Source organism: Hydrogenophaga sp., assembly GCF_965657535.1.
In the GTDB taxonomy this organism is placed as follows: domain Bacteria; phylum Pseudomonadota; class Gammaproteobacteria; order Burkholderiales; family Burkholderiaceae_C; genus Hydrogenophaga.
On record NZ_CBFHOP010000005.1, the window covers coordinates 1 to 20,148 of the forward strand.

Annotated in this window: 18 protein-coding genes and 1 pseudogene; 13 read left to right on the forward strand and 6 right to left on the reverse strand. The window is 67.1% G+C overall.

What is annotated here, in order from left to right; translation table 11 throughout:
- A pseudogene (locus tag ACTG4K_RS09890) lies at nt 1-588 on the reverse strand (hypothetical protein); the annotation flags it as partial.
- Nucleotides 589-701: 113 nt separating this feature from the next.
- Entirely contained in the window at nt 702-2,783 is a 2,082-nt protein-coding gene (gene flhA, locus ACTG4K_RS09895; RefSeq protein WP_439114040.1) for a flagellar biosynthesis protein FlhA, read from the reverse strand.
- 466 nt (nt 2,784-3,249) lie between these two features.
- Between flhA and ACTG4K_RS09900 the strand changes: the two genes are divergently transcribed.
- From ACTG4K_RS09900 to ACTG4K_RS09925, 6 genes are all read left to right on the forward strand, one after another.
- Nucleotides 3,250-4,746 carry a flagellin N-terminal helical domain-containing protein gene (locus tag ACTG4K_RS09900; RefSeq protein WP_439114041.1) on the forward strand — a complete coding sequence of 499 codons (1,497 nt, stop codon included), beginning with the start codon at nt 3,250-3,252 and terminating at the stop codon, nt 4,744-4,746.
- A 101-nt stretch (nt 4,747-4,847) separates the two neighbouring features.
- The gene (locus ACTG4K_RS09905) at nt 4,848-5,240 is read left to right on the forward strand and encodes a flagellar protein FlaG (protein WP_439114042.1); all 393 of its coding nucleotides are present in this window, start codon (nt 4,848-4,850) and stop codon (nt 5,238-5,240) included.
- 101 nt (nt 5,241-5,341) lie between these two features.
- Complete coding sequence (gene fliD, locus ACTG4K_RS09910; protein ID WP_439114043.1) at nt 5,342-6,733, forward strand: flagellar filament capping protein FliD; 1,392 nt, start codon at nt 5,342-5,344, stop codon at nt 6,731-6,733.
- Nucleotides 6,734-6,776: 43 nt separating this feature from the next.
- Nucleotides 6,777-7,187: a flagellar export chaperone FliS gene (gene fliS, locus ACTG4K_RS09915; protein ID WP_439114044.1), complete on the forward strand. Its 411-nt coding sequence runs from the start codon at nt 6,777-6,779 to the stop codon at nt 7,185-7,187.
- 43 nt (nt 7,188-7,230) lie between these two features.
- The gene (locus ACTG4K_RS09920) at nt 7,231-8,343 is read left to right on the forward strand and encodes a hypothetical protein (RefSeq protein ID WP_439114045.1); all 1,113 of its coding nucleotides are present in this window, start codon (nt 7,231-7,233) and stop codon (nt 8,341-8,343) included.
- A 17-nt stretch (nt 8,344-8,360) separates the two neighbouring features.
- A complete protein-coding gene (locus ACTG4K_RS09925) occupies nt 8,361-8,681 on the forward strand; it encodes an EscU/YscU/HrcU family type III secretion system export apparatus switch protein (RefSeq protein ID WP_439114046.1) in 321 nt (106 codons plus the stop codon).
- Between the two features lie 116 nt (nt 8,682-8,797).
- Here the strand turns inward: ACTG4K_RS09925 and ACTG4K_RS09930 are convergent, their stop codons facing one another.
- The 4 genes from ACTG4K_RS09930 to ACTG4K_RS09945 are packed head-to-tail and all read right to left on the reverse strand — an operon-like array spanning nt 8,798 to nt 12,025.
- Complete coding sequence (locus ACTG4K_RS09930; RefSeq protein WP_439114047.1) at nt 8,798-9,004, reverse strand: hypothetical protein; 207 nt, start codon at nt 9,002-9,004, stop codon at nt 8,798-8,800.
- A 57-nt stretch (nt 9,005-9,061) separates the two neighbouring features.
- Nucleotides 9,062-9,388 (reverse strand): flagellar hook-basal body complex protein FliE, encoded by a 327-nt coding sequence (fliE, locus tag ACTG4K_RS09935; RefSeq protein ID WP_439114048.1) that lies wholly within the window; start codon nt 9,386-9,388, stop codon nt 9,062-9,064.
- Nucleotides 9,385-10,863 carry a sigma-54-dependent transcriptional regulator gene (locus ACTG4K_RS09940; protein ID WP_439114049.1) on the reverse strand — a complete coding sequence of 493 codons (1,479 nt, stop codon included), beginning with the start codon at nt 10,861-10,863 and terminating at the stop codon, nt 9,385-9,387. The genes fliE and ACTG4K_RS09940 overlap by 4 nt, the downstream gene beginning before the upstream one ends.
- A 7-nt stretch (nt 10,864-10,870) precedes the next feature.
- A complete protein-coding gene (locus ACTG4K_RS09945) occupies nt 10,871-12,025 on the reverse strand; it encodes a sensor histidine kinase (protein WP_439114050.1) in 1,155 nt (384 codons plus the stop codon).
- Between the two features lie 122 nt (nt 12,026-12,147).
- Here ACTG4K_RS09945 and fliF point away from each other — a divergent pair, with 122 nt between their 5' ends.
- The 7 genes from fliF to ACTG4K_RS09980 all read left to right on the forward strand — a co-directional run bounded on the left by fliF (nt 12,148) and on the right by ACTG4K_RS09980 (nt 20,130).
- Entirely contained in the window at nt 12,148-14,061 is a 1,914-nt protein-coding gene (fliF, locus tag ACTG4K_RS09950; protein WP_439114051.1) for a flagellar basal-body MS-ring/collar protein FliF, read from the forward strand.
- Between the two features lie 78 nt (nt 14,062-14,139).
- On the forward strand, nt 14,140-15,249 hold the full coding sequence (gene fliG, locus ACTG4K_RS09955; RefSeq protein ID WP_439114052.1) for a flagellar motor switch protein FliG: 1,110 nt from the start codon (nt 14,140-14,142) through the stop codon (nt 15,247-15,249).
- A 36-nt stretch (nt 15,250-15,285) separates the two neighbouring features.
- Nucleotides 15,286-15,933, forward strand: coding sequence for a FliH/SctL family protein (locus ACTG4K_RS09960; RefSeq protein ID WP_439114053.1), 648 nt, complete (start codon nt 15,286-15,288; stop codon nt 15,931-15,933).
- Complete coding sequence (locus ACTG4K_RS09965) at nt 15,930-17,327, forward strand: FliI/YscN family ATPase (RefSeq protein ID WP_439114054.1); 1,398 nt, start codon at nt 15,930-15,932, stop codon at nt 17,325-17,327. Before ACTG4K_RS09960 ends, ACTG4K_RS09965 begins: the two co-directional genes overlap by 4 nt.
- A gap of 1 nt (nt 17,328) precedes the next feature.
- Nucleotides 17,329-17,787, forward strand: a complete 459-nt coding sequence (fliJ, locus tag ACTG4K_RS09970) for a flagellar export protein FliJ (protein ID WP_439114055.1) — start codon at nt 17,329-17,331, stop codon at nt 17,785-17,787.
- A 37-nt stretch (nt 17,788-17,824) separates the two neighbouring features.
- Entirely contained in the window at nt 17,825-19,384 is a 1,560-nt protein-coding gene (locus ACTG4K_RS09975) for a hypothetical protein (RefSeq protein ID WP_439114056.1), read from the forward strand.
- Nucleotides 19,385-19,413: 29 nt separating this feature from the next.
- On the forward strand, nt 19,414-20,130 hold the full coding sequence (locus tag ACTG4K_RS09980) for a flagellar basal body-associated FliL family protein (protein ID WP_439114057.1): 717 nt from the start codon (nt 19,414-19,416) through the stop codon (nt 20,128-20,130).
- Nucleotides 20,131-20,148 lie beyond the last annotated feature (18 nt).

Sequence of the window (20,148 nt, forward strand, 5' to 3'; positions counted from 1 at the left end):
TGGGGTGGGCGGGGAAGGCTGGGCCATGCGCAGCGCCTGGCCCAGCGCGCCCGTATGGGCGGCGCTGGGGGCGGGCGCTGCGGCCAAGCCGCCGCGCCAGCTGGCAAAGCCCGGCTCGGGGCGCGCTGCAGCATGCGGGGTGTGCCGGGCCATGCCGTTGCGGCCCGCAGTTGCAGGTGTAGGCGCAGGTGCCGGTGCAGGCGGCTGCGGCATGCGCAGGTCGTACAGCGCATTCAGCTCGGCTTCGTCGCGCGGGGGCAGGTCGCGCGAAGCGCGCAGCGCCGTGGCCTGGCTGATGGCGTTGCCCGCAAACGGCGGCGCGGCGGATGCGGTGGCTGCGGTGGCTGCAGCGTCCTCGGCCAGGCGGTTGGCCCAGCGCTGGCTCATGCCGGTGCTGGCTGGCGGGCTCGGTGGCTCTGCCGGGCGAGGCGGTGCCAGCGACACCAAATCGGCCGCCGCGATGGCCACAATCTCCACGCCGTTGGTCACGTCGTTGCTGGACAGCACCACTGCGTCGGGGCCCAGTTCGGCCTTGATGCGCCGCAACGCCTCGATGGTGGTCGGTGCCTGAAATCGTTGAGCGCTCATGTGCAGGGCGGTAAAGGGGCGGGTTGAAAAAGCGCCTGCAGCACCGGCACGCCACCAGCGTGGTGGGCCAGCCGCAGGCAAGGTGTATCAGGGCAGGGCATGGGTGGGTTTCCTCAGCGTTGGCAAATCACGCGCTGAAACTGCAGCTTGGCCGTGGGCGGCAGCTCTGAAAGGGCCAGCACCACCGCTTGCGGCCGCACCCGGCGCAGCAGGCGCGAAAGCGTGAGCCGCGCGCGCAGCCCACACACCAGCACCGGGGCATGGCCCAGCGTTTCCAGTTCGTCCACCGCAGCGCCGGCTTCTTCCAGAAAACGCCGCACCAGGTTGGGTTCGAGCGCGCCGTCGGGCGCCACCGCCGCTTCGCCCACCGACTGGTCAATCAGCCGTTCAAACTCTGGCTGCACCCCCGCCACCCGGTATTCCGCCGCATCGCCAAACACGTCTTGCACAATCTGGCGCCGCAGCGCCTGGCGCAGCGGCGCCACAATGTCCACCGGCTGCGCGTTGCGGGCCAGCTGCTCGGCCGTCACCTCCAGCACCGTGCGCAGGTCGCGCACCGTCACCCCTTCTTCCAGCAGCAGCTGCATCACCCGCTGCAGCTGCGCCGGCTGCACCAGCTTCGGTATGGTTTCTTCCACCAGCTTTGGAAAACGCGTCTTGAAATGGTCAATCAGTTCGTGCGTTTCCTGGCGGCCCAGCAGCTCGTGCGCGTACTGCGCAATCAGCTGGTCCAGGTGGGTCGTGATCACCACCGCCGGCTCCACCACCGTGTAGCCCGCCGTCATGGCCGCGGCACGGCGCTCGCGTGTGATCCACAGCGCCGGCATGCCGTAGGTCGGGTCGCGCACCGCAATGCCTTCTACCGGCGTGTGCTGGCCCGGCGGCTCAATGGCCAGCAAGCGGTCGGGCAGCACCTGGCCGCGCGCCACCTCGGCCCCGTACAGCAAAAACCGGTACACCTCGGCCGGTAGCTGCAGGTTGTCCCGTATGTGCACCGACGGAATCAAAAACCCCACCTCGCCCACAAACTTCTTGCGAATCGCCCGTATGCGCTTGATCAGGTCGCTCTCGTCACCCGCATCCACCAACGAAATCAGCCGGTAGGGCAGCTCCAGGCACAGCGGCTCAATCACCGGCACATCGTTCCAGTCCACCTCGCCGCTGGCCGCTGCCGGCTTGGCCAGGGCCGCCGCCGCGCTGGCGTCGGCCACCGCCTTGCGCTGCGAAATCACCCAGCCCAGCCCGCCAAACAGCACGCCAAAACCCAGAAACGCCATGTGCGGCATGCCAGGAATCACGCCCATCAAAAACAAAATGGCGCCCACCATGTAAAAAGACTGGCCACCGCCCGCCAGCTGGCCGCTCAGCTGCGATGAAAAGTCCTGGTCGGTGCTCACCCGCGTCACCACAATACCGGCCGCCGTGGAAATGATCAGCGCCGGTACCTGGGCCACCAAGCCATCGCCCACCGCCAGCGTGGCATAGGTCTGCATGGCCGCGCTAAAGTCCATGCCGTGCTGCAGCATGCCCACCGCCACCCCGCCAATCAGGTTGATCAGCAAAATCAAAATGCCCACCACCGCGTCGCCGCGCACAAACTTCGAGGCACCGTCCATCGAGCCAAAAAAGTCCGCCTCCTGGCCCACCTCGGCCCGGCGCTTGCGTGCCTCCTCTTCGCGAATGGCCCCGGTGTTCAAGTCCGCGTCAATCGCCATCTGCTTGCCCGGCATCGCGTCCAGCGCAAAGCGGGCCGCCACCTCGGCCACCCGGCCCGCGCCCTTGGTGATCACCACAAAGTTGATGATCGTCAGAATCAAAAACACCACCACGCCCACCGCGTAGCTGCCGCCCACCAGAAACTCGGCAAACGACTCGATCACATGCCCAGCGGCGCCCGTGCCGGTGTGCCCGTCCATCAACACCACCCGGGTCGAGGCCACGTTGAGCGACAGCCGCAGCAGCGTCGTCATCAACAAAATGGTGGGAAAGGCCACAAAGTCTTTGAAGCTGCGCATGCTCATGGCCGAGAGCAGCACCAGCATCGACACCCCAATGTTGAAGGTGAACAGCAAGTCCAGCGCCAGCGGCGGCAGCGGCAGCAGCATCATGCCCAGCACCATCAGCACCAAAACAGGCGCTGCCGATGAGGCCAGTGGCAGGTTCAGGCGCAAAGCGCCCAGGCGAGAAGTGGCCATGCGTGTCGGGTTGGGGTGTGTCCAGGCGGCTCAGCGGCGGGCCCAGCGCGCCAGCGGAGCACTTTCACCGGTGATTCAGTCACTAAAATGTTAAAAATACATAAACCGATGCGCCAGTATAGTCGGGTTGAGTTGGTTGGTCCGTTGGTCGGCTTGCGCCCAGCGCCCGGCGTGTCAGCCAGTGCGGGGTGGGCAGGGCGCCTGCAGGCGTCCTGCAGGGCGTGGCAGGTTTTGTTGGGGCGCCGTGCACCGCTGCCCGGCGGGCAGTGGGTGTTGGGCGTTGAGCCGCTGCGGGGAGGGGGCGAGCGGCCAGCGGCGTGGGTGGGGTTCAGCGGTGCACAGCTAAATATTTTTTAATTTTTTGCGGCGCGCCGCTAAACACTTCGCCGCCCAGCGCCGTCAATCAGAAGGTGGGTGTTCTGAATGTGCAGGCCGCCCCACTCCCTCAACCCACTTGGAGCACTCCATGGCATCCGTTATCAATACCAACAACGCTTCCCTGGTTGCCCAGCGCAACCTGGCCACCTCGCAAACCGACCTGACCACCTCGGTCCAGCGCCTGTCGTCGGGCCTGCGCATCAACAGCGCCAAAGACGACGCTGCCGGCCTGGGCATTTCGCAAAAGCTGCAATCGCAGATCACCGGCGCCAACGTGGCGGCCCGCAACGCCAACGACGCCATCTCCATGGTATCCACCGCTGAAGGTGGCATGCAGGAAGTCTCCAGCATGTTGCAGCGCATGCGTGAGTTGGCTACACAGGGCAACAACGACTCCCTAGACGACGTCCAGCGCGGCTACATCCAGGCCGAACTGGCTGCGCTGCGCGACGAGATCGGCCAGGTTGCGACCCGCACTACGTTCAACGACACAAACCTGCTGAACGGCGACCTGTCCTCCACGTCCAGCACCTCGACCACCCAGGGAACGGCTACCTACCATGTGGCGGCACAGACGGCCACCAGCGGCACCGCGGTGATCGACGACGCCACCACCACCCTGGCCATTGGCGACGTGATCAAGTATTCCATTGATGGCGCTGCCGATGTGTCTTATGAGCTCACCACGGCCACGATCGACGAGGTGGTCACTGAGCTGAACGCGGACAGTACGTTTGCAGCGGGTGCCACAGCGTCCAAGGACGTCGAAGGCCGTCTGGTGCTGACTAGCAACAGCACGGGCAGCACGTCGACGCTGACCGCCTCTTATGTCGACAAGAGCGAATTCACGACCACGGCGGCGACCTCCACCGATGGTGTGGCAGACGTGAGCGTGGCTGCAGGCAATGTCAACTTCGGCGGTACGGCGTCGACTGCCTACGCCGCGGGCACGGTGCTGTCGTTCCAGGTGTCGGGTGGCTCCACTCAGACCTATACCCTCAGTAGCGACAAGACCGGGACGACCCTGGCAGCGGCCATCAACAGCGCAGTATCCGATGGTTTGCTGAGTGGCGTGAGCGCATCTGTGAGCGGCAGCGGCCTGGTGTTGACGAACACCAGCGCCACCGGCGATGTCACCGGTTCTCTGGCGGTGACCACCACCACGGGCGGCAGCAACCTGTACTTCCAAGTCGGCACCGATGTTAGCGATACCCTGGACCTCGGCACCTACTTCAAGGATGTGTCGTTGACCAATTCCGCCTTCGGCACGCTGAGTGCCGACATCGACTCGGCGGTCGATGCCGCAGACTTCGGTGATCTGACGACCCTGATCGACGATGCCATCGACACCATCGCCGGCTACCGTTCCGACCTGGGCGCCATGAGCAACCGCCTGGACAGCAACATCGCCAACTTGCAGGCCCAGTCGGAGAACCTGACCGCTTCGATGAGCCGCATCATGGACACCGACTACGCTGCCGAAACCGCCGCACTATCGAAAAACCAGGTGATGCAGCAAGCCGCCACGGCCATGCTGGCGCAAGCCAACCAGATGCCAAACGCCGTGCTGTCGCTGCTGAAGTGATGGTTTGACGTGAGGTAAGGGGCTGCTGGCCGTTGGGGCTGGTGGCCTGTGGCCGGGGTGCCTGGCACCCCGGCCTTTGTTGTTGAGATTGGAGACTTCTTATGTCGTCTGTGAACCTTGCTTCCGTGCCGGCGCCGCTGTTGCAGTCGGCCGGTACCTTGCCCAGCCGGGGCGAACGCGCCGCCGAAGGCGTTTCGGTGCCCAGCGAGCCGGTGGGCGCCAAGCCGCCACCGACGATGATCGTGACCGCCGACGAGGTGGCCAAGCCCAGCCGCGAAGCGGTGGTGCAGGCGGCGCGGCATATTGAGTCGTTTGTGAAGTCGGTGGGCCGCTCGCTGGACTTCAGCGTCGACCCCAGCACCGGCGACAACGTGTTGCGCGTGCTGAACCCCGAAAACGGCGAGGTGGTGCGCCAGCTGCCTGCCGAAGAAACGCTGCGCATTGCGCGCGCCATTGATTACATGCAGAGCATGCTGGTGAACCAGCGCGCCTGAGCCGCTTGGCGGCCAAGAAACCACAGCCCCTGGGCGTGGGTGTGTGTGACGCGGGTGCCCGCTGGGTGCCCGGTCTTTGAATTGTTGAAAGCGAGCTTTCCATGGCCACCATTGCAGCCACCGGCACCAGCGTGCTGGACGTCGTGAGCATCGTCAGCGGCCTGATGCAGGTGGAAAACCTGGCGCTGACGAAAATTGACACGCGCATCAGCGCGGTGAACACCAAGGTGTCGGCGCTGGGCAGCTTCATGGCCAAGGCCAGCGCGCTGCAAAGCGCGCTGGACACCCTGGGCACGGCCAGCAGCTTCACCGCGCGCACCACCACGTCGAGCAACAGCGCGCTGGTGACGGTGGCCGCCACCACCAGCGCGCAGGCCGCCACGCTGGCGGTGCAGGTAAAACAAAGCGCCACCGCGCAGCAAACGCTGGTGAGCGGTTTTGGCTCGGCCACGGACAGCGTGAGCACCGAAGCCGGTGCTTTCAACATCACCAACACGGCCACCAGCGCGGTAACCCCGGTGGCGGTGACGGCCGGTATGACGTTGACCGAGCTGGCTGCCGCCATCAACGCCAGCGACGCCGGTGTGACGGCGGCCGTGGTGCAGCAAAGCGACACCGGCTACAGCCTGCTGCTCACCGGCAACAGCGTGGGCGCGGCCCAGGCTTTCAGCACCGACTTCACGCCCGAGGGCGGCACGGCGGGTGTGCTGACGGGCACCACCACCAGCACGCCGCAAACCGCTGCCGACGCGGCGGTGCGCGTGAACGGTATTGAGTACACCCGCTCCAGCAACACGTTCAGCAACATCTTGCCCGGCGTCACGCTGACGCTGAACCAGCCGGTGAGCGCGGCCGACTGGGACAGCGCCTCCAGCGCCAGCGTGGGCGTGAGCACGAGCAACGCCAACGCCGCCACGTCGGTGAACGCGGTGGTGACGGCCTACAACGAGGCCTACACGCTGTACAAGTCACTCACCCGCAGCAACGCCGACGCGGCCCTGCGCGGCCCGCTGGCGGGCGACCAAACCCTGCACAGCTTCATGGCCCAGGTGCGCAGCATGATCGACGGCGGCTTCAACGACGCCGCTGGCAACAACGTGCGCTTTTACAACGCCGGCATCACCACCGCCGCCGACGGCACGCTGAAGGTGGACAGCGCCGCGCTGAACACCGCGCTCGAAGGCACGCTGGGCACCATTTTGGCCAACGGCACCAGCGTGCGCCCGGCCGAAGGCACCCAGAGCCTGCTGGCCTTTGTGCGCAGTTCGGTGTTGACCGGTGGCATGCTGGCCAGCGGGCGCACCAGCGGCCAGAGCATGGTGGACGCCTTGAACGACCAGCGCGACACGCTGAGCGGGCGCCTGGCTTCCAAGCAGGCGCGCTACACCGCGCAATACGCCCGGCTCGACGCCATGCTCACCGGCATGCAGCAAACCAGCAGCGCGCTGGAGGGTGCGCTGGACTCGATCAAGGCGCAAAACGAAGCCAAATAACCCGCAGCAACCCCCTTGTCCTTTTTGAATTTGGAGACGCCCGATGCTGAGCCGCGCCCGAGCCCGTTACCAGAGTGTGAACAACGTGGGAGCCGTGACCGGCCGGGAGCCGATTGAGCTGGTGATCCTGGTGTACGACCGCATTGCCGACAAACTGCTCATGGCCGAAGCGGCCATAGCCGCTAACCAGCGCGCCGAGCTGGGCGAGCTGGTGCAACAGGTGGTGGACCTGATCGAGCAAGGCCTGGTGGCCGCGCTGGACCACGAGCGCGGCGGCGACGTGGCGGTGAACCTGGGCCGGGTGTACGCCTATTGCGTGCGCCGCCTGCTGCAAGCCAACCTGCGGCGCGACGTGATGGCCCTTCGGGAGGTGGCGGGTTTGCTGGGTGAGCTGCGCGAGGGCTGGGTGCACATTCGCCAAGACGCGGCTTCGGGCCGGGTGCTGGCTTCATGAGGGCGGTGGCGTGTTGAGCGGCGCAGCCCGGGGCTGAGGCGGCATGTTTCCCGTGTTGCCGCCAGGTGGGGTTGACCCGGGGCCTTCGCGCACAGGCCCGGCGCCGGCCGTGGCGGCTACCCAGGCGGTGGCCGCCGTGCAGCCGCTGCAGCCGGTGGACCCGCAAAACCCCCGCGCCGCCGCGCTGCCGGTGAATGCCGACGCGGCCGACGCCGCCCGCGTGAAAGCCGAGCTGGCCCGGGGCGCTGTGGCCGGCGCTGGCGGTGCGGCGGGTGCGGCCGCGCAAGAGGTGTTGCCGGCGCTGCCGGCTTTCAACAGCCGCGCCGCCGCCGTGGCGCCGCAGCTCACCCAGCTGCTGCAGCTGCTGCAAGCGCTGGGCGTGGCCGACGGCGGGGAGGGCGCCCCCCCGGTGGTGAACTGGCCCCAAGCCGGCCAGCCCGTGGCCGACGAACCCGCCACCGCGCTGCTGCGCTTGCGCGAGGCGCTGGGGCAGTCGCCTTTGTTTGCAGCCAACCCCCGCACGCCCGCAGCGCTGGCCGCGCTGGCGCAAAGCCCCTGGGGCGGCAAGAGCGCCCCAAACCCCGCGCCCGCTGGCGCGCAAGCCACCGCCCCGGGGCCGTTGCCCATGGCCCAGGCAGGCAACGGGCTGCCGGCGCCCGGTGCGCAGGGCGTCCCCGCTGCACCCGCTTTACTTGGTGCACCCGGTGTTGCAGGGGCGCTGGCTTCGCCGCTGCCGTCTGCGGCGGCGGCCGAGGCCCCACCGCTGGCCCTGCCCACCCCCTTGGCTCAGCCTGCCGAGCGCGCGCAGCAGGCCTTGCAGCTGCTGCTGCACGGGCAACTGCAGTGGCGCGGCGAGCTGACGCCGGGTGTGCCGCTGCAGTTGCAGCGCGAAGACGTGTGGCAAGAAGACCCCGCTCAGCCCGGGCATTTGCTGCCCGGCACCGCCTTGCGGCTGGAGCTGCAATTGCCCGCCACCGGCCCGCTGGTGGTGCTGGCACAGCAGGTGGCCGGCAAAATGACCGTGCGGCTGTTGCCCAGCCCGGCCCACACCGCACCCTTCGAGGCGGCACTGGCCGACCTGCACACCGCACTGGCCCCGCTGGCCGACCCGCCGGTGGACCTGGCGCTGCAGGCGCCCGCCACCGGCCCCACCTGAACCCGCGAGCGCACCCCATGAGCACCAGCCCCCCGCACCACCGGCAAGCCGTGGCCCTGCGCTACGAGGCCAATGCCCTGGCGCCCCGCGTGGTGGCCAAAGGCGAGGGCTTTTTGGCCCAGGCGCTGATCGAGCGCGCGCAGGCCGCCGGCGTGCCCCTGAACACGGCGCCCGAGCTGATGCAGCTGCTGATGAAACTGGAGCTCAACCACGTGGTGCCACCCGAGCTGTACGCGGTGGTGGCCCAGGTGCTGGTGTGGGCCTACAGCGTGGACGAACGCCAAGCCGAGGCGCGCGGTGGACAAGGCTTGCCTTTACCCCCACAGACTGTGCCTTAGGCTGTGGATAAGTGGGCTGAAAAGTCGTGAAAGCCACGGCCCGCTTGGGATCGCAGGCGGTGCTTAAAAAATGGGCGAATTGAGGGTGGTTGGCGCTGTCGCGCGGCGCCGTGCGTTCAGCCGCCGTCGGTGCGGCAGTTTTTGAGCTCAGCCAGCGTGAGGTGGTGGGTGGCTTGGTTGCCGCCCAGGGTGCGCAGGGTGACCGATTCGGAGCCGTCCAGGTTGCGGTGAAAGTCGGTGATGCGGGCGCTGACGGGCTGTGCCGCACCGGGCGGTACGTAGCGCACCACGGGCTGGCTTTGGGAGGATGGGTGCTGTGCCATGGGATTCCTGTGCGCGGTTGATGGGGTTGTCGCGTTTGGGCGGCGCCGGTGCCTTTGTCAGACCTGCAGGCTGCTGATTTCCCGGTAGGCTTCGAGCAGCTTGTTGCGCACGGCCACGATGCCCTGGAACGACAGGGAGGCCTGCTGCATGGAGATCATGACCTGTTCGATGGACATGCTGCGGTCGCCGGTCTGGAAGGCTTGGGCCTGGGCTTGGGCGGTGTTTTGCTGGGCATTGACGCCCCGCACCGCGTCGCGCAGCATGGCGGCGAAGTCGACACCGCCCGTGGTGGCGGGGGCGGCGCTGGTGCTGGCTTCTCCCCGCGATGCGCGTTGCAGCGCTTCCATGCGGTTGAGGATGGATTCGACGGTGTTCAGGTTCATGATGGGGCGCTGCTGAAGTGGCGTGGGGCGGTCGGTTCGGCACCTGACCAGACGCCTTGGTCTCGGTAGGCCTTGAGCTTGTAGCGCAGGGCGCGTTCGGAAATGCCCAGAATGGCGATGGCTTCTCGGCGGTTGCCCTGCACCCGTTCTAGCACGGACAGGATGTGTTCGCGCTCCACATCGCGCACGTTGGCGGGGCGCTGCGTGGCGCTCGCGGGTCGTGGGGCGGCTTCCTCGGGGTCGTGGCAGGCCGCTGGCGGCAAGGCTCCGACGGTAGGCTCGGGGTGGGCGCCCAGATCGAGCGGGTGCTGGGCGGCGGTTGGGCTATCGGGCGGCAGCGGCAGTTCGAGGTGGACGGGCTCTAGCTGGCCTTGGTCCACCAGCAGCAGGGCTCGCTGAATGGTGTTTTCGAGTTCGCGCACGTTGCCAGGCCAGCTGTGCGAGAGCAGGGCCGCTTCGGCCGCGCTGGACAGGCTGGTGGGCTGCAGGCCAAAACTGGCCGTGTAGCGTTGTACAAAACGGTGTGCCAGGGGCACGACGTCGCCAGGCCGGTCGCGCAGCGCGGGGAGTTCGATGGGGAAGACGGCCAGCCGGTAATACAGGTCTTCGCGAAAGCGGCCCTGCGTCACGGCCTGGAGCAGGTTGCGGTTGGTGGCGGCGATGAGCCGGATGTCGACCGGGATGCTGCGCTGTCCGCCGACGCGCTCGACCGTGCGTTCCTGCAACACGCGCAGCAGTTTGGCTTGCGTTTCGACCGGCATTTCCCCGATTTCGTCCAGGAACAGGGTGCCGCCGTTGGCCCGCTCGAAGGTGCCCGCTTGCTGCCGCACGGCACCGGTGAAGGCGCCTTTTTCATGCCCAAAGAGGGTGGATTCGAGCAAGGTTTCGGTGATGGCGGCGCAGTTGAGGGCCACAAAAGCCTGCTGCGCACGTGGCGAGCACAGGTGTATGTGGCGGGCCATGACTTCTTTGCCCGTGCCGGACTCGCCTGAAAGCAGCACGCTGGCGTTGGCGCGGGCACCGCGTTCGGCGCGCGACACCACCACTTGCATGAGCGGGTCGCAGGCCAGCAGCCCGCTGTCGGGCGGGTTGGCGTGTGGGGTCTGTGTGGCCGGTGTGAGGCGGTTCACGACTTCCAGCAGTTGGTCGGCCCGAAAGGGTTTGAGCAACAGGTCGCGCGCGCCGGCCTTGAGGGCCTGGATGGCGAGCATGGCGTCGGCATGGGCGGTCATGAGCACCACGGGCAGGTAGGCGTTGCGTTCGCGCAGGTCTTGCAAGAGCGCCATGCCGTCCATGCCGGGCAAACGGAAGTCGGACACCACCAGGTCGGTCTGGGCGTGTTGCAGCCATTGCAGCGCTGCTTCGGCCGATGCGACGGCGGTGACTTGGTAGTGGGCGCGCCGCAGGGCCGCTTCCAGGGCGAGCCGCAGATCGTTGTCGTCTTCAACCAACAGGAGGCGTGGTGTGCTGGACATGTGGCGCTCAGACCTGGGGCAAGGCCGGTAGGGTGAGCACAAAGGCGGCGCCTTGGGGCACCGCGTGGTGGTAGGCCAGGCGCCCACCGTGGGCTTCAGCCGCTGCGCGGGCGAGCGCCAGACCAAGGCCGGTGCCGCTGGGCCGTTCGGTGGCAAAGGGCTCAAACAGGCGGGGCAACATGGCTGCGGAGACCCCGGGGCCCTGGTCGGCGACGACGATGTCGACCCGGTGCCCGAGCGCCTGGCAGCTGACGCTGAGGGTGCTGCCCGCGGGGGCATGTTGCAGAGCGTTTTCCAGCAGGGCCATCAGGGCCGACCCCATTTGCAGCTGGTCCACTGCGACCAGGCAGTTGGCGGCGTCACAGCGCAGCGCCAGTTGCACGCCGCGCAGCCCCAGCAGCGGGGCAATGATGTCGAGTTGGGCTTGCAGCAGCGGCTCGATGGCGCAGACCTCGTGCGGCCGGGGGCGCGATTTCACAAAGGCGAGCATGCGCACGATGAGGGCGTCGAGCTGGCCGAGCTGGTGCACCAGGCGGCGGGTGATCAGGGGCCGGTCGATGCCGTCTTCCACCTCGTCGGCCAGCATGCTGGCATAGAGCGTGGCGGTGCACAGGGGGGTGCGCAGCTGGTGGGCGAGCTCGGCGGTGAGGCGGCCCATGGAGGCCAGGCGGGCCTGGCGTTCCAGGGTGTCGCGCTCGCTGCAGGCGGCGGTGATGTCTTCCAGGCGCACCCACTGGGTGTCCAGGTTGGGCGCGTGCAGCCAGTCGACCTGGATGACGCGGGCTTCGGCGCTTCGGCCGGCGGTGTAGCGGTCGCTGTTGCCTTGGCGCTGCCAATCGGCCGGCAATGAAAACGTTTGCGCCTGGCGCAAATGGGGCAGCAGGGCGGCCGCAGCGGTGTTGAAGCCGATGACCCGGGTGCGGCTGAGCGTGACCAAGCCAAAGGGCACTTGGGCCATCAAGGCTTCAGCGCCCTGTTCCGAGCGCAGGCGGCGCTGCTGTTCGTCGGCGTGGCAGGCCTTGGTGTGGGCCAGGTCGCGGCGCAACTTGTCCACCACGTGGCGCAGCGAGACGTCGCCGTCTGGCGTGGGCTCGCACGCGGTTGGCCACGCGTGTTCCACGTCGGAAGGCGGGGTCGCGAGCTGGAGCGCAGTTGGGTTCAAGGCGGAGCTTTCGTCGACATTCAATTTTGGCGATTCTATGTCTAGAACATTAAGAAACGCAAAAACGCTATATCTTTTTTAAGGTTGTATGATCTGACAAAAGTTGCAAGGAATGCCTAAAAATGAGTGACGCGATCAAGCGCGATCCGTCTGACGTGGGAACCACGCTCAGTCTGAGTGAACCCCGAAAGCCCAACCCCTCGTCGGCCCAGTCGGCCAACAGCCTTTCTCAGCGGTTGTTGGTCATGAAAGCGCGCGTGCTGGCCTTGAGCCTGGTGCAAAGGCTGTTGTTGGGTTCGGCCGTGGTGCTGCTGCTGGCGATTGTTTTGTCGGTGATGCTGGCCGGCCGCACCCAGGACGATTACCGCGTGCTGTTTTCAAACGTGAGTGAGCGCGATGGGGCCGCGATCATTGCGGCGCTGCAACAACAAAACGTGCCTTACCGCTTTACGGAAGGGGGCGGCGCGATCCTGGTGCCGGGCACGCAGGTGCATGAAACGCGCTTGCGGCTGGCGGGTCAGGGCTTGCCCAAGGCCGGGTCGGTGGGCTTTGAGTTGCTGGAAAACCAGAAGCTGGGTACCAGCCAGTTTGTCGAGCAGATCAACTACCAGCGGGGCCTGGAAGGCGAGTTGGCGAAGACGATCCAGTCGTTGTCGCAGGTGCACATGGCGCGGGTGCACCTGGCGATTCCGAAAGTTTCGGCGTTCAGCCGCGATGCGCAGCGACCCACGGCCTCGGTGGTGCTGGACTTGCACCCGGGCCGTTTTCTGGACGAGATGCAGGTCATTGCGATGACCAATTTGGTGAGTTCGTCGGTGCCGATGATGAGTGCGCAGTCGGTGACGGTGATGGATGGCGAGGGCAATTTGTTGGCGCCTCAGGCGAGCCGGGTCGGTGAGCTGGGTCTGGATGTGGCGCAGCTCAAGTATGTGGCGGAGGTGGAGGCGTCGATCGCCAAGCGCATTGCCGCCATCGTGGAGCCGGTGACGGGGCGCAACAACGTGCGCGCGCAGGTGACGGTGGACATGGATTTCAGCGTGGTGGACCGGACGGAGGAGACGTTTCGCCCCAATTCGTCGCCTGAAAAAAGCGCGATTCGCAGCGAGCGAACGCTTGAATCGGAGGCGCCTACGCTCACGGCGGGCGGCATTCCGGGGGCGCTGAGCAACCAGCCCCCGCAGCCGGTGAGCACGCCGCTGGAGTCCGATCCACCGACGCAGCAAGGCGAAGAGGACGCGCCGGCCGAGGCCGATTCGACGGCGCTGCAGACCAGCAACACCACCCGGCGTGAGGCCACCACCAATTACGAGGTGGACCGCTCGATACAAACCACCAAGCAGGGGCGGGGCCAGATCAAGCGGGTGTCGGCAGCGGTGATGGTGAACTACCGCAGCGGCACCGACGCGGCGGGCAAGCCCTTGCCTGGGCCCTACACCCCGGACGAGATTCGACAGATCAACCAGACCGTGCGCGATGCGATGGGCTTCAACGCCCAGCGCGGCGATTCGGTGAGCGTGGCCAATTTCCCGTTCAACGTGGAGCCGGTGGCGGACACGCCGCTGTGGCAGGACGGCGGCTTCATTGAAATGGCCAAGGAGGGCTTCAAGCTGGCCTTGCTGCTGGGTTTGCTGGGGATTGTGTTTTTCAGCGTGGTGCGGCCCATGTTGTTTCCACCGCCGCCCAAGCCGGTGGACGAGGCGCAGCAGCTGGAGGAGGAGATGGATGAGAAAACCCGCGTGGAGCTGGCTGCGCTGCTGCCCCAGGCGCGTGAGCGCCGCCGGCGCGAGATTGAGCTCGACAAGGAGCGCCGACAGGTGGAAGACGAAGAGCGGCGGCTGCGCGAGGAAGCCGATCGGGCGCGGCTGGAAGAGGAGCGCCGGCGCCAGGAAGACGACCGCTTGCGCCAGGACCAGGAGAAACAGCGTGAGTACGAGGATCTGATGCTTTATGCCAAAGAGTACGTAACCAAGGACCCCCGCGTGGTGGCCTCGGTGTTCAAGGAATGGCTGGCCGACAAGCCCGAGGGGAAGTCATGAGCGCCGGGCTGACGGGGCGGACACAACAGGCCCTGCGCGCTGGCGCAGCGGGGTTGACAACGGGCTTGGAGGTGGTGCATGGCCGATGAAGTGAGCAGCAACGCACCGGCCGCCGGCGGGCAGCAGCTGTCGATGGCGGCGGCACTCACCGCCGGGGTGCGTGCTTCGAAGGGGTCGATCACGAGCGTGGAGGACCTGGACAGTTCGGCCAAGGCGGCAGTGGTGCTGCTGGCGGTGGGCGCTGAAGCGGCCGCCGACGTGCTGCGGCAGCTCAGCCCCTATGAAGTGCAGCGCCTGAGCGGGCGCATGGCGGCGGTGCGCGCGCTCAGCCGCGACTTGGTGCTGGAGGTGTTGCGCGAATTCAAGCAGGTCACCGCCGACAACGCCCAGGTGGCCTTTGACACCGACTCGTTCATGGAAAACATGCTCAACAAGGCGCTGGGCATGGAGGGGGCCGCGGACTTGCTGGGGCGCCTGGAGTCTGCCATTGACATGTCGGGCATTGAGACGCTCACGCGCATGGAGTCCGACGTGTTGTACGAGGTGATCAAGAACGAGCACCCGCAGATCATTGCGACGGTGTTTGTGTTTCTGGAGCCGGCCCAGGCTTCGGCGGTGTCGCGGCTGTTTCCCGACGAGACACGCAACGAGATTTTGCTGCGCGTGGCGCTGCTGGAAAAGGTACAGCCCGCTGCGCTCAAAGAGCTCAACGATGTGATGGCACGCGTGGTGGGCGGAGACGATGTGCAGCAGCGCAGCAAGGTGGGTGGCGTGGCGCCGACGGCGGACATCCTCAACTTCCTCTCGGGTGGGGTGGACCAGATGGCGTTGGACACGATCCGGGGTTACGACGCCGATCTGGCCGATCGCATCATCGAAATGATGTTCACGTTTGAAGATTTGATTGAGGTGGATGACCGCTCGCTGCAGACGCTGTTGCTGGAGATTGCCCAGCCTCAGCTGGTGGTGGCCCTGAAGGGCGCGAGCCCGCGTTTGCGCGAGAAGCTGTTCAAGAACATGGCCCGCCGTGCGGCCGAGGTGGTGCGCGACGACTTGAGCACCAAGGGGCCGGTGAAGGTGCAAGAGGTGGAGGAGGCGCAGAAAGACATTCTGCGCACCGGTCGCACGTTGCACGCCGAGGGCCTGATCGTGATGGAGCGCAACAAGCAGGCCGATGCCTTCTTGTGAGCTGCACGCTGACGTTGCAACGGAGAAAAAGACATTGTGAACAACCCTTCCCGACTCTGGCAGCCGCGGTCGTTTGACCCGGCGCCGCCTGCACCACCACCCGTTCCCCAGCTGGACCCGGCCGAGGTCGAGGAGGTGTTTCGGCTGGCGCGCGAGCAAGGGCATGCCGAGGGCCTGGCCGCCGGTCTTGCCGAGGGCCACGCCCAGGGGCTGGCGCAGGGCTTGGTGGATGGTCGCGCCGAAGGCCACCGCGAGGCTTTTCTGCAGGCGCAGCCCAAGCTGAGCAACCTGACCAGTTCGCTGCAAAACACGCTGGACGACATACGCGGCTTGCCCGATGCCATTGCCGAGCCGGTGGTGGACCTGGCGCTGCTGATTGCGCAGCGCCTGAGCGGCAACCAGCGCTATGAGCGCGCGGCGTTTGTGCAGGCGGTGCAGGAAGCTTTGATGCACCTGCCGATGCCGGGCGAACGCCTGCTGCTGCGCCTGGGGCCAGCCGACGAGGCGACGTGGACCGAGATGCTGGACGACTTTCGTCTGCCGTTTGGCCACGCGATCGTGATCGACGCCGACCTGCCCCCCGGGCGGGCTTACGTGGAGGTGGGGGGCACACGGCTGGACATTGGCCCGGCCGCACGCGAAGCCTTGGTGCGGTCGGCCCTGGGCCTGCCGCTGCAGCCGTGAGCGGTTTGTCCACAGCGGCCCAGCGGGCGCGCAACCGCTTGGGAATGGCGCTGCGCCGGCTGACGGTGGCGCCCACGTCGGTGCGCTGCGGCCGGTTGGTGCGCATCAATGGGCTGATCCTGGAGGTGGAGGGCTTGCCGCTGGCGATTGACCAGATGGCGCTGGTGCGCACCGGCGATGGCCGCACTATCGAGGCCTGTTGTGTGTCGTTTGACCACGGTATTACCCAGCTGATGGCGATTGATGCCGATGCCGGCGTGGGCCCGGGCGCGCTGGTGTACCCGGCGGGCACACCCGCCGATGCGGGGCTGGGTTTTGAGCTGATCGAGCGCCGCCGGGCGCTGCCCATCGGGGCTTCGCTGCTGGGGCGCATCGTGGATGGTTTTGGCCGTCCGCTGGACAATTTGCCGGTGGCTTTGACCGACCTGCCCGGGCAGGGCGGCGGGCGCCTCAATCCGTTGCAGCGCACGCAGATACACGCGCCGCTGGACGTTGGGGTGCGGGCCATCAACGGGCTGTTGACCATTGGTCGGGGGCAGCGCATTGGCATTTTTGCGGGCACCGGTGTGGGCAAGAGCGTGCTGCTGGGCATGTTGGCCCGGCGCTGCGAGGCCGATGTGGTGGTGGTGGGCCTGATTGGTGAGCGTGGCCGGGAGGTGCGCGAATTTTGTGAGGACATTCTCGGCCCCGAGACCCTGAAGCGCTCGGTGGTGGTGGTGGCGACGGCGGATTCTTCGCCCCTGGCCCGCGTGCGTGGGGCCTGGTTTGCCACTGATGTGGCGACCTGGTTTCGCGACCAGGGACGCAACGTGGTGCTGATCATGGATTCGCTCACGCGCTTTGCCATGGCGCAGCGCGAGATTGCGCTGGGCCTGGGGGAGCCACCGGTGTCGCGCGGCTACCCGCCCAGCGTGTTTCAGTGTGTGCCCGAGCTGGTGGAGCGGGTGGGCAACAACGCCGATCCCAAGGCTTCGGTGACGGCGTTCTACACCGTGTTGCTGGAGGGGGATGACGGCAACGACCCGGTGGCCGACACGGCGCGCGGGGTGCTCGACGGTCACATATTTCTCTCGCGGGAGTTGGCCGAATCGGGGCACTACCCGGCGATCGATGTTGAGCGTTCGATCTCGCGCGTGATGCCGCGTGTGGCCGACGCCGCCCAGGTCGCGCGGGCCCGCCAGGTGAAGCGCCTGTTTGGCCGCTACCTGCGCAGCCGCGACCTGGTGGCCATGGGCGCTTACAGCCCGGGGAGCGATCCCGAACTCGATGCCGCTTTGCGCAGCTGGCCGAGCTTGCAGGCCTATCTCCAGCAGTCGCCCGACGAGACGGTGGACCGGGTGCAGGCGCTGGCGCAGCTGGTGGCGCTGGACGGCGTGATGAACATAGGAGCTTGACATGCAGAACAGCACCCTGGAGACCTTGCGCGCCTTGGCGCAGCGGGACGAAGACCGTGCAGCCGCTCAGCTGAGCGCTGCGCTGCGCCAGCTGGAGCGGGTGCAGCAGATTGCGCACCAGCTGCAGTCCTTTGGGACCGAGTACCGGATGGCCGCGTTGAGCCCTGGCGGCGGTGCCGGTGGGGCGGGCTTTTCGACCGATGCCTTGGCGTTTGGCCAGCGCTTGCACGGGACCGCTTCAGAGCAACAGGCGCGCGTTCGCGAGCAGGAGCAGCGCTGTGAAGCAGCGCGCCAGACGCTGGCACAGGCGCGCCACCGCGCCGACGGTTTGCAGCGTTTGTGGCAGAAGGCGCAGCAGGTTGAGCGGCTGGCTGAGGCGCGCCGCGCGGAGCGCCGCATCGACGAATTGGTGGCTTCGCGCTGGGGTCGACGGGTTGGCACAGAACGTGCGGTGATGTGACCCATCAACCCCCTATTTTTGGTTTGCTTTTTCCACCGTGTTTGTAACGTTCAGCCCGTCCACTGCCCCGTCTGTCCCACCCGCGCCTGCGGGCATGGGCACCGCCGGCGTGCAGCCGCTGGCACCGTTTTCTGAGGGCAGTTTTGCCGATCAGCTGAACACCGAGCTGCACAACCAGCGCCACGCAGACACCGCTGTGCAGGACCGGGCGCAGGCCAAAGAGACCGGCAGCAAGCGGCAATTTTTACCGCCGGCGCAGGACGCAGCGCCGGTGCCGGCAACCATTGCCGAGCCGGTGGCTGCCGTGGTGGCAGGTGCGCCGTCGGTGCAGACCGGGCGCGTGTCCGGCGATGCGGCCGAAGGTGCGCCACAACCGTTGGACGGGGCTTGGCCTGGCACACAGCCCGAGCGGCCGTTGACGGGTGAGGGCGGGTCGGGTGAGCCGGGCGGGGCGGCCATGTCGCTTGGGCTCGGTGGGCTTGCTGCGCCGGTCGCGGTAGACGCTGGCGGCCTGGTGCGCCTGTCGGCAGGGGGCCAAGAAGCGCCGTTGGCCCAGGCGCTGCCTGCGCCGTTGGGCGCTGCGCTGGCGCCAGCCGCGCAAGGGGTGGCGCAGCCGGTGTTGGATCCAGCTTTGGCGCCTGTGTTGGCGTCGGCTTTGGGTGCGACCGAAGCACGTGCTTGGCCGGCGCCGGTGGGCCGCAATGGGTCTGGGCTGGTGGATGGTGCCTCGCCACTGCCCGTACCGTCGGTGCCGGTTCAAGGCGCGGCGGCGGCTGCGGCCTTGCCGGTGCCGGTGCAAGACCTTGGGCCGGTGGTGGCGCAGGCCGCTCCGGTGCTGGTTGGCGGCGGGGCTTCGGTGGTGGTTCGGGCAGAGGTTAAGACAGAGTTTCGGCCGGTGGCCCGCAGCCCGGTGCTGGCTTGGGCGCCAGGTGTGGCGTCTGGCTCGGTGTCTGGTGTAGCGAGCGCGGTGGTGCCTGCGCAGGGTGCCACCGAGCCCGCCGCGTGGGTGCCCGGCGAGGCGCTGGCGGTGGATGCGTTGGCCGCGGCGGAGCAGATGCAGGCGTTGTTCAACGACGCAGCGCCGCGCTCGGGCGCGGCCAGGGGGCTGGGCGGGGAGGCTGTTGCGCTGCAGGCCGCGCCGCTGGGTGCGCCGGCCTTGCCCGAAGCGCGCGCCGTGCGTGCCGAGCCAGCGCCTTCCCCAGCGGCGGCGGCCGCCTTGGCCTGGGCTGCGGAGGGTGCTGGGGACGGGGTCTGGCGTTCCTCGCCGACCGACATCGATGGTTTGCACCTCGATCTGAGTTTTGACGGCAGTGGCCGCGCGTTGGTGGTGGTTCAGACCGACAACGATGTGTTGGGCCAGTCGCTGCGCGAGCGCACAGCGGAGCTGCAGGAGGCCATGGAGCTTCTGGGCTTGCGGGTGGATGTGGATGTGCGCCACGGCGACGCCCGATCTGGTTCCTCTTTTTCTCAGCGCGGACGTGGCTTGGTTGAGCCACCGTTGGCGCCGCCGTTCGATCCCGAACGGCCTCGGACTGTTGTGCCACCCACCGTTCAGCGTGCGCTCGCCGGTGGGCTTTCCCTCAGTGTTTACGCCTGACGGCGGCAATTTCTAACGACAAGGTTTTTATGGCAGAACTCGACACCATCATTGGAGGCGCGGGCGCGTCGGCGTCTCCCGAGGGCGCAGGCAGCCCGCTTGCAGTCAAGAGCAAAAAGCCGCTGGTGCTGGGATTGGCTGGCGCTGTGCTGCTGGTCCTGCTGGCGGGTGGCTACAGCATGTGGTCGGCTGACCAGAAAAAGAAGCAGGCCGAGCAGTCCACGCCAGAAGCGGTTGAGAAACGGCTGATGAAGCAGCTGGAGGCCAAGAAAACCAACAAGCCGCCGGTGTTCGTCACTTCGCTGGACGAGTTTCTGGTGAACCTGCCAGGTGCTGGCGGCGAACACTACCTGCAAACCAAGCTGGTGCTGCAAGTGGGGGACGCGGCGACTGAAAAGCGGGTCTCTGAGTTTTTGCCGCTGGTGCGGGACCGGGTGTTGTCGGTGTTGTCATCGCGCAGTGTGTCGGAGCTGTCCACGGTGGAGGGCAAGGCGGCCATGGCGAAAGACCTGGCGCTGGTGATCAACGCCATCATCGAGCCCCAGCTGACGGCCATTTTTGTGTTGCAACAAGACCCGTCGACGGCCGATCTGCGCAATCTTGAGCGTCTGGGTGCGATCCCCCGGCAAGGCAACGGCGATTCCTACAGCTCGGTGGCCAAAGAAGCCGCTGCGCAGTTCTGGCGGGTGACTGAAATGGACCTGCCGGTGCAGGCGGTGTTGTTCAGTGCCTTGGTGATGCAATGAGCCTGGCCGCGAGTGTTG

Excerpts from the sequence above, each read along its gene's own strand:
- flhA (WP_439114040.1), bottom strand. The coding sequence starts at position 2,783 with ATGGCCACTTCTCGCCTGGGCGCTTTGCGCCTGAACCTGCCACTGGCC.
- ACTG4K_RS09900 (WP_439114041.1), top strand. The coding sequence starts at position 3,250 with ATGGCATCCGTTATCAATACCAACAACGCTTCCCTGGTTGCCCAGCGC.
- ACTG4K_RS09905 (WP_439114042.1), top strand. The coding sequence starts at position 4,848 with ATGTCGTCTGTGAACCTTGCTTCCGTGCCGGCGCCGCTGTTGCAGTCG.
- fliD (WP_439114043.1), top strand. The coding sequence starts at position 5,342 with ATGGCCACCATTGCAGCCACCGGCACCAGCGTGCTGGACGTCGTGAGC.
- fliS (WP_439114044.1), top strand. The coding sequence starts at position 6,777 with ATGCTGAGCCGCGCCCGAGCCCGTTACCAGAGTGTGAACAACGTGGGA.
- ACTG4K_RS09920 (WP_439114045.1), top strand. The coding sequence starts at position 7,231 with ATGTTTCCCGTGTTGCCGCCAGGTGGGGTTGACCCGGGGCCTTCGCGC.
- ACTG4K_RS09925 (WP_439114046.1), top strand. The coding sequence starts at position 8,361 with ATGAGCACCAGCCCCCCGCACCACCGGCAAGCCGTGGCCCTGCGCTAC.
- ACTG4K_RS09930 (WP_439114047.1), bottom strand. The coding sequence starts at position 9,004 with ATGGCACAGCACCCATCCTCCCAAAGCCAGCCCGTGGTGCGCTACGTA.
- fliE (WP_439114048.1), bottom strand. The coding sequence starts at position 9,388 with ATGAACCTGAACACCGTCGAATCCATCCTCAACCGCATGGAAGCGCTG.
- ACTG4K_RS09940 (WP_439114049.1), bottom strand. The coding sequence starts at position 10,863 with ATGTCCAGCACACCACGCCTCCTGTTGGTTGAAGACGACAACGATCTG.
- fliF (WP_439114051.1), top strand. The coding sequence starts at position 12,148 with ATGAGTGACGCGATCAAGCGCGATCCGTCTGACGTGGGAACCACGCTC.
- fliG (WP_439114052.1), top strand. The coding sequence starts at position 14,140 with ATGGCCGATGAAGTGAGCAGCAACGCACCGGCCGCCGGCGGGCAGCAG.
- fliJ (WP_439114055.1), top strand. The coding sequence starts at position 17,329 with ATGCAGAACAGCACCCTGGAGACCTTGCGCGCCTTGGCGCAGCGGGAC.
- ACTG4K_RS09980 (WP_439114057.1), top strand. The coding sequence starts at position 19,414 with ATGGCAGAACTCGACACCATCATTGGAGGCGCGGGCGCGTCGGCGTCT.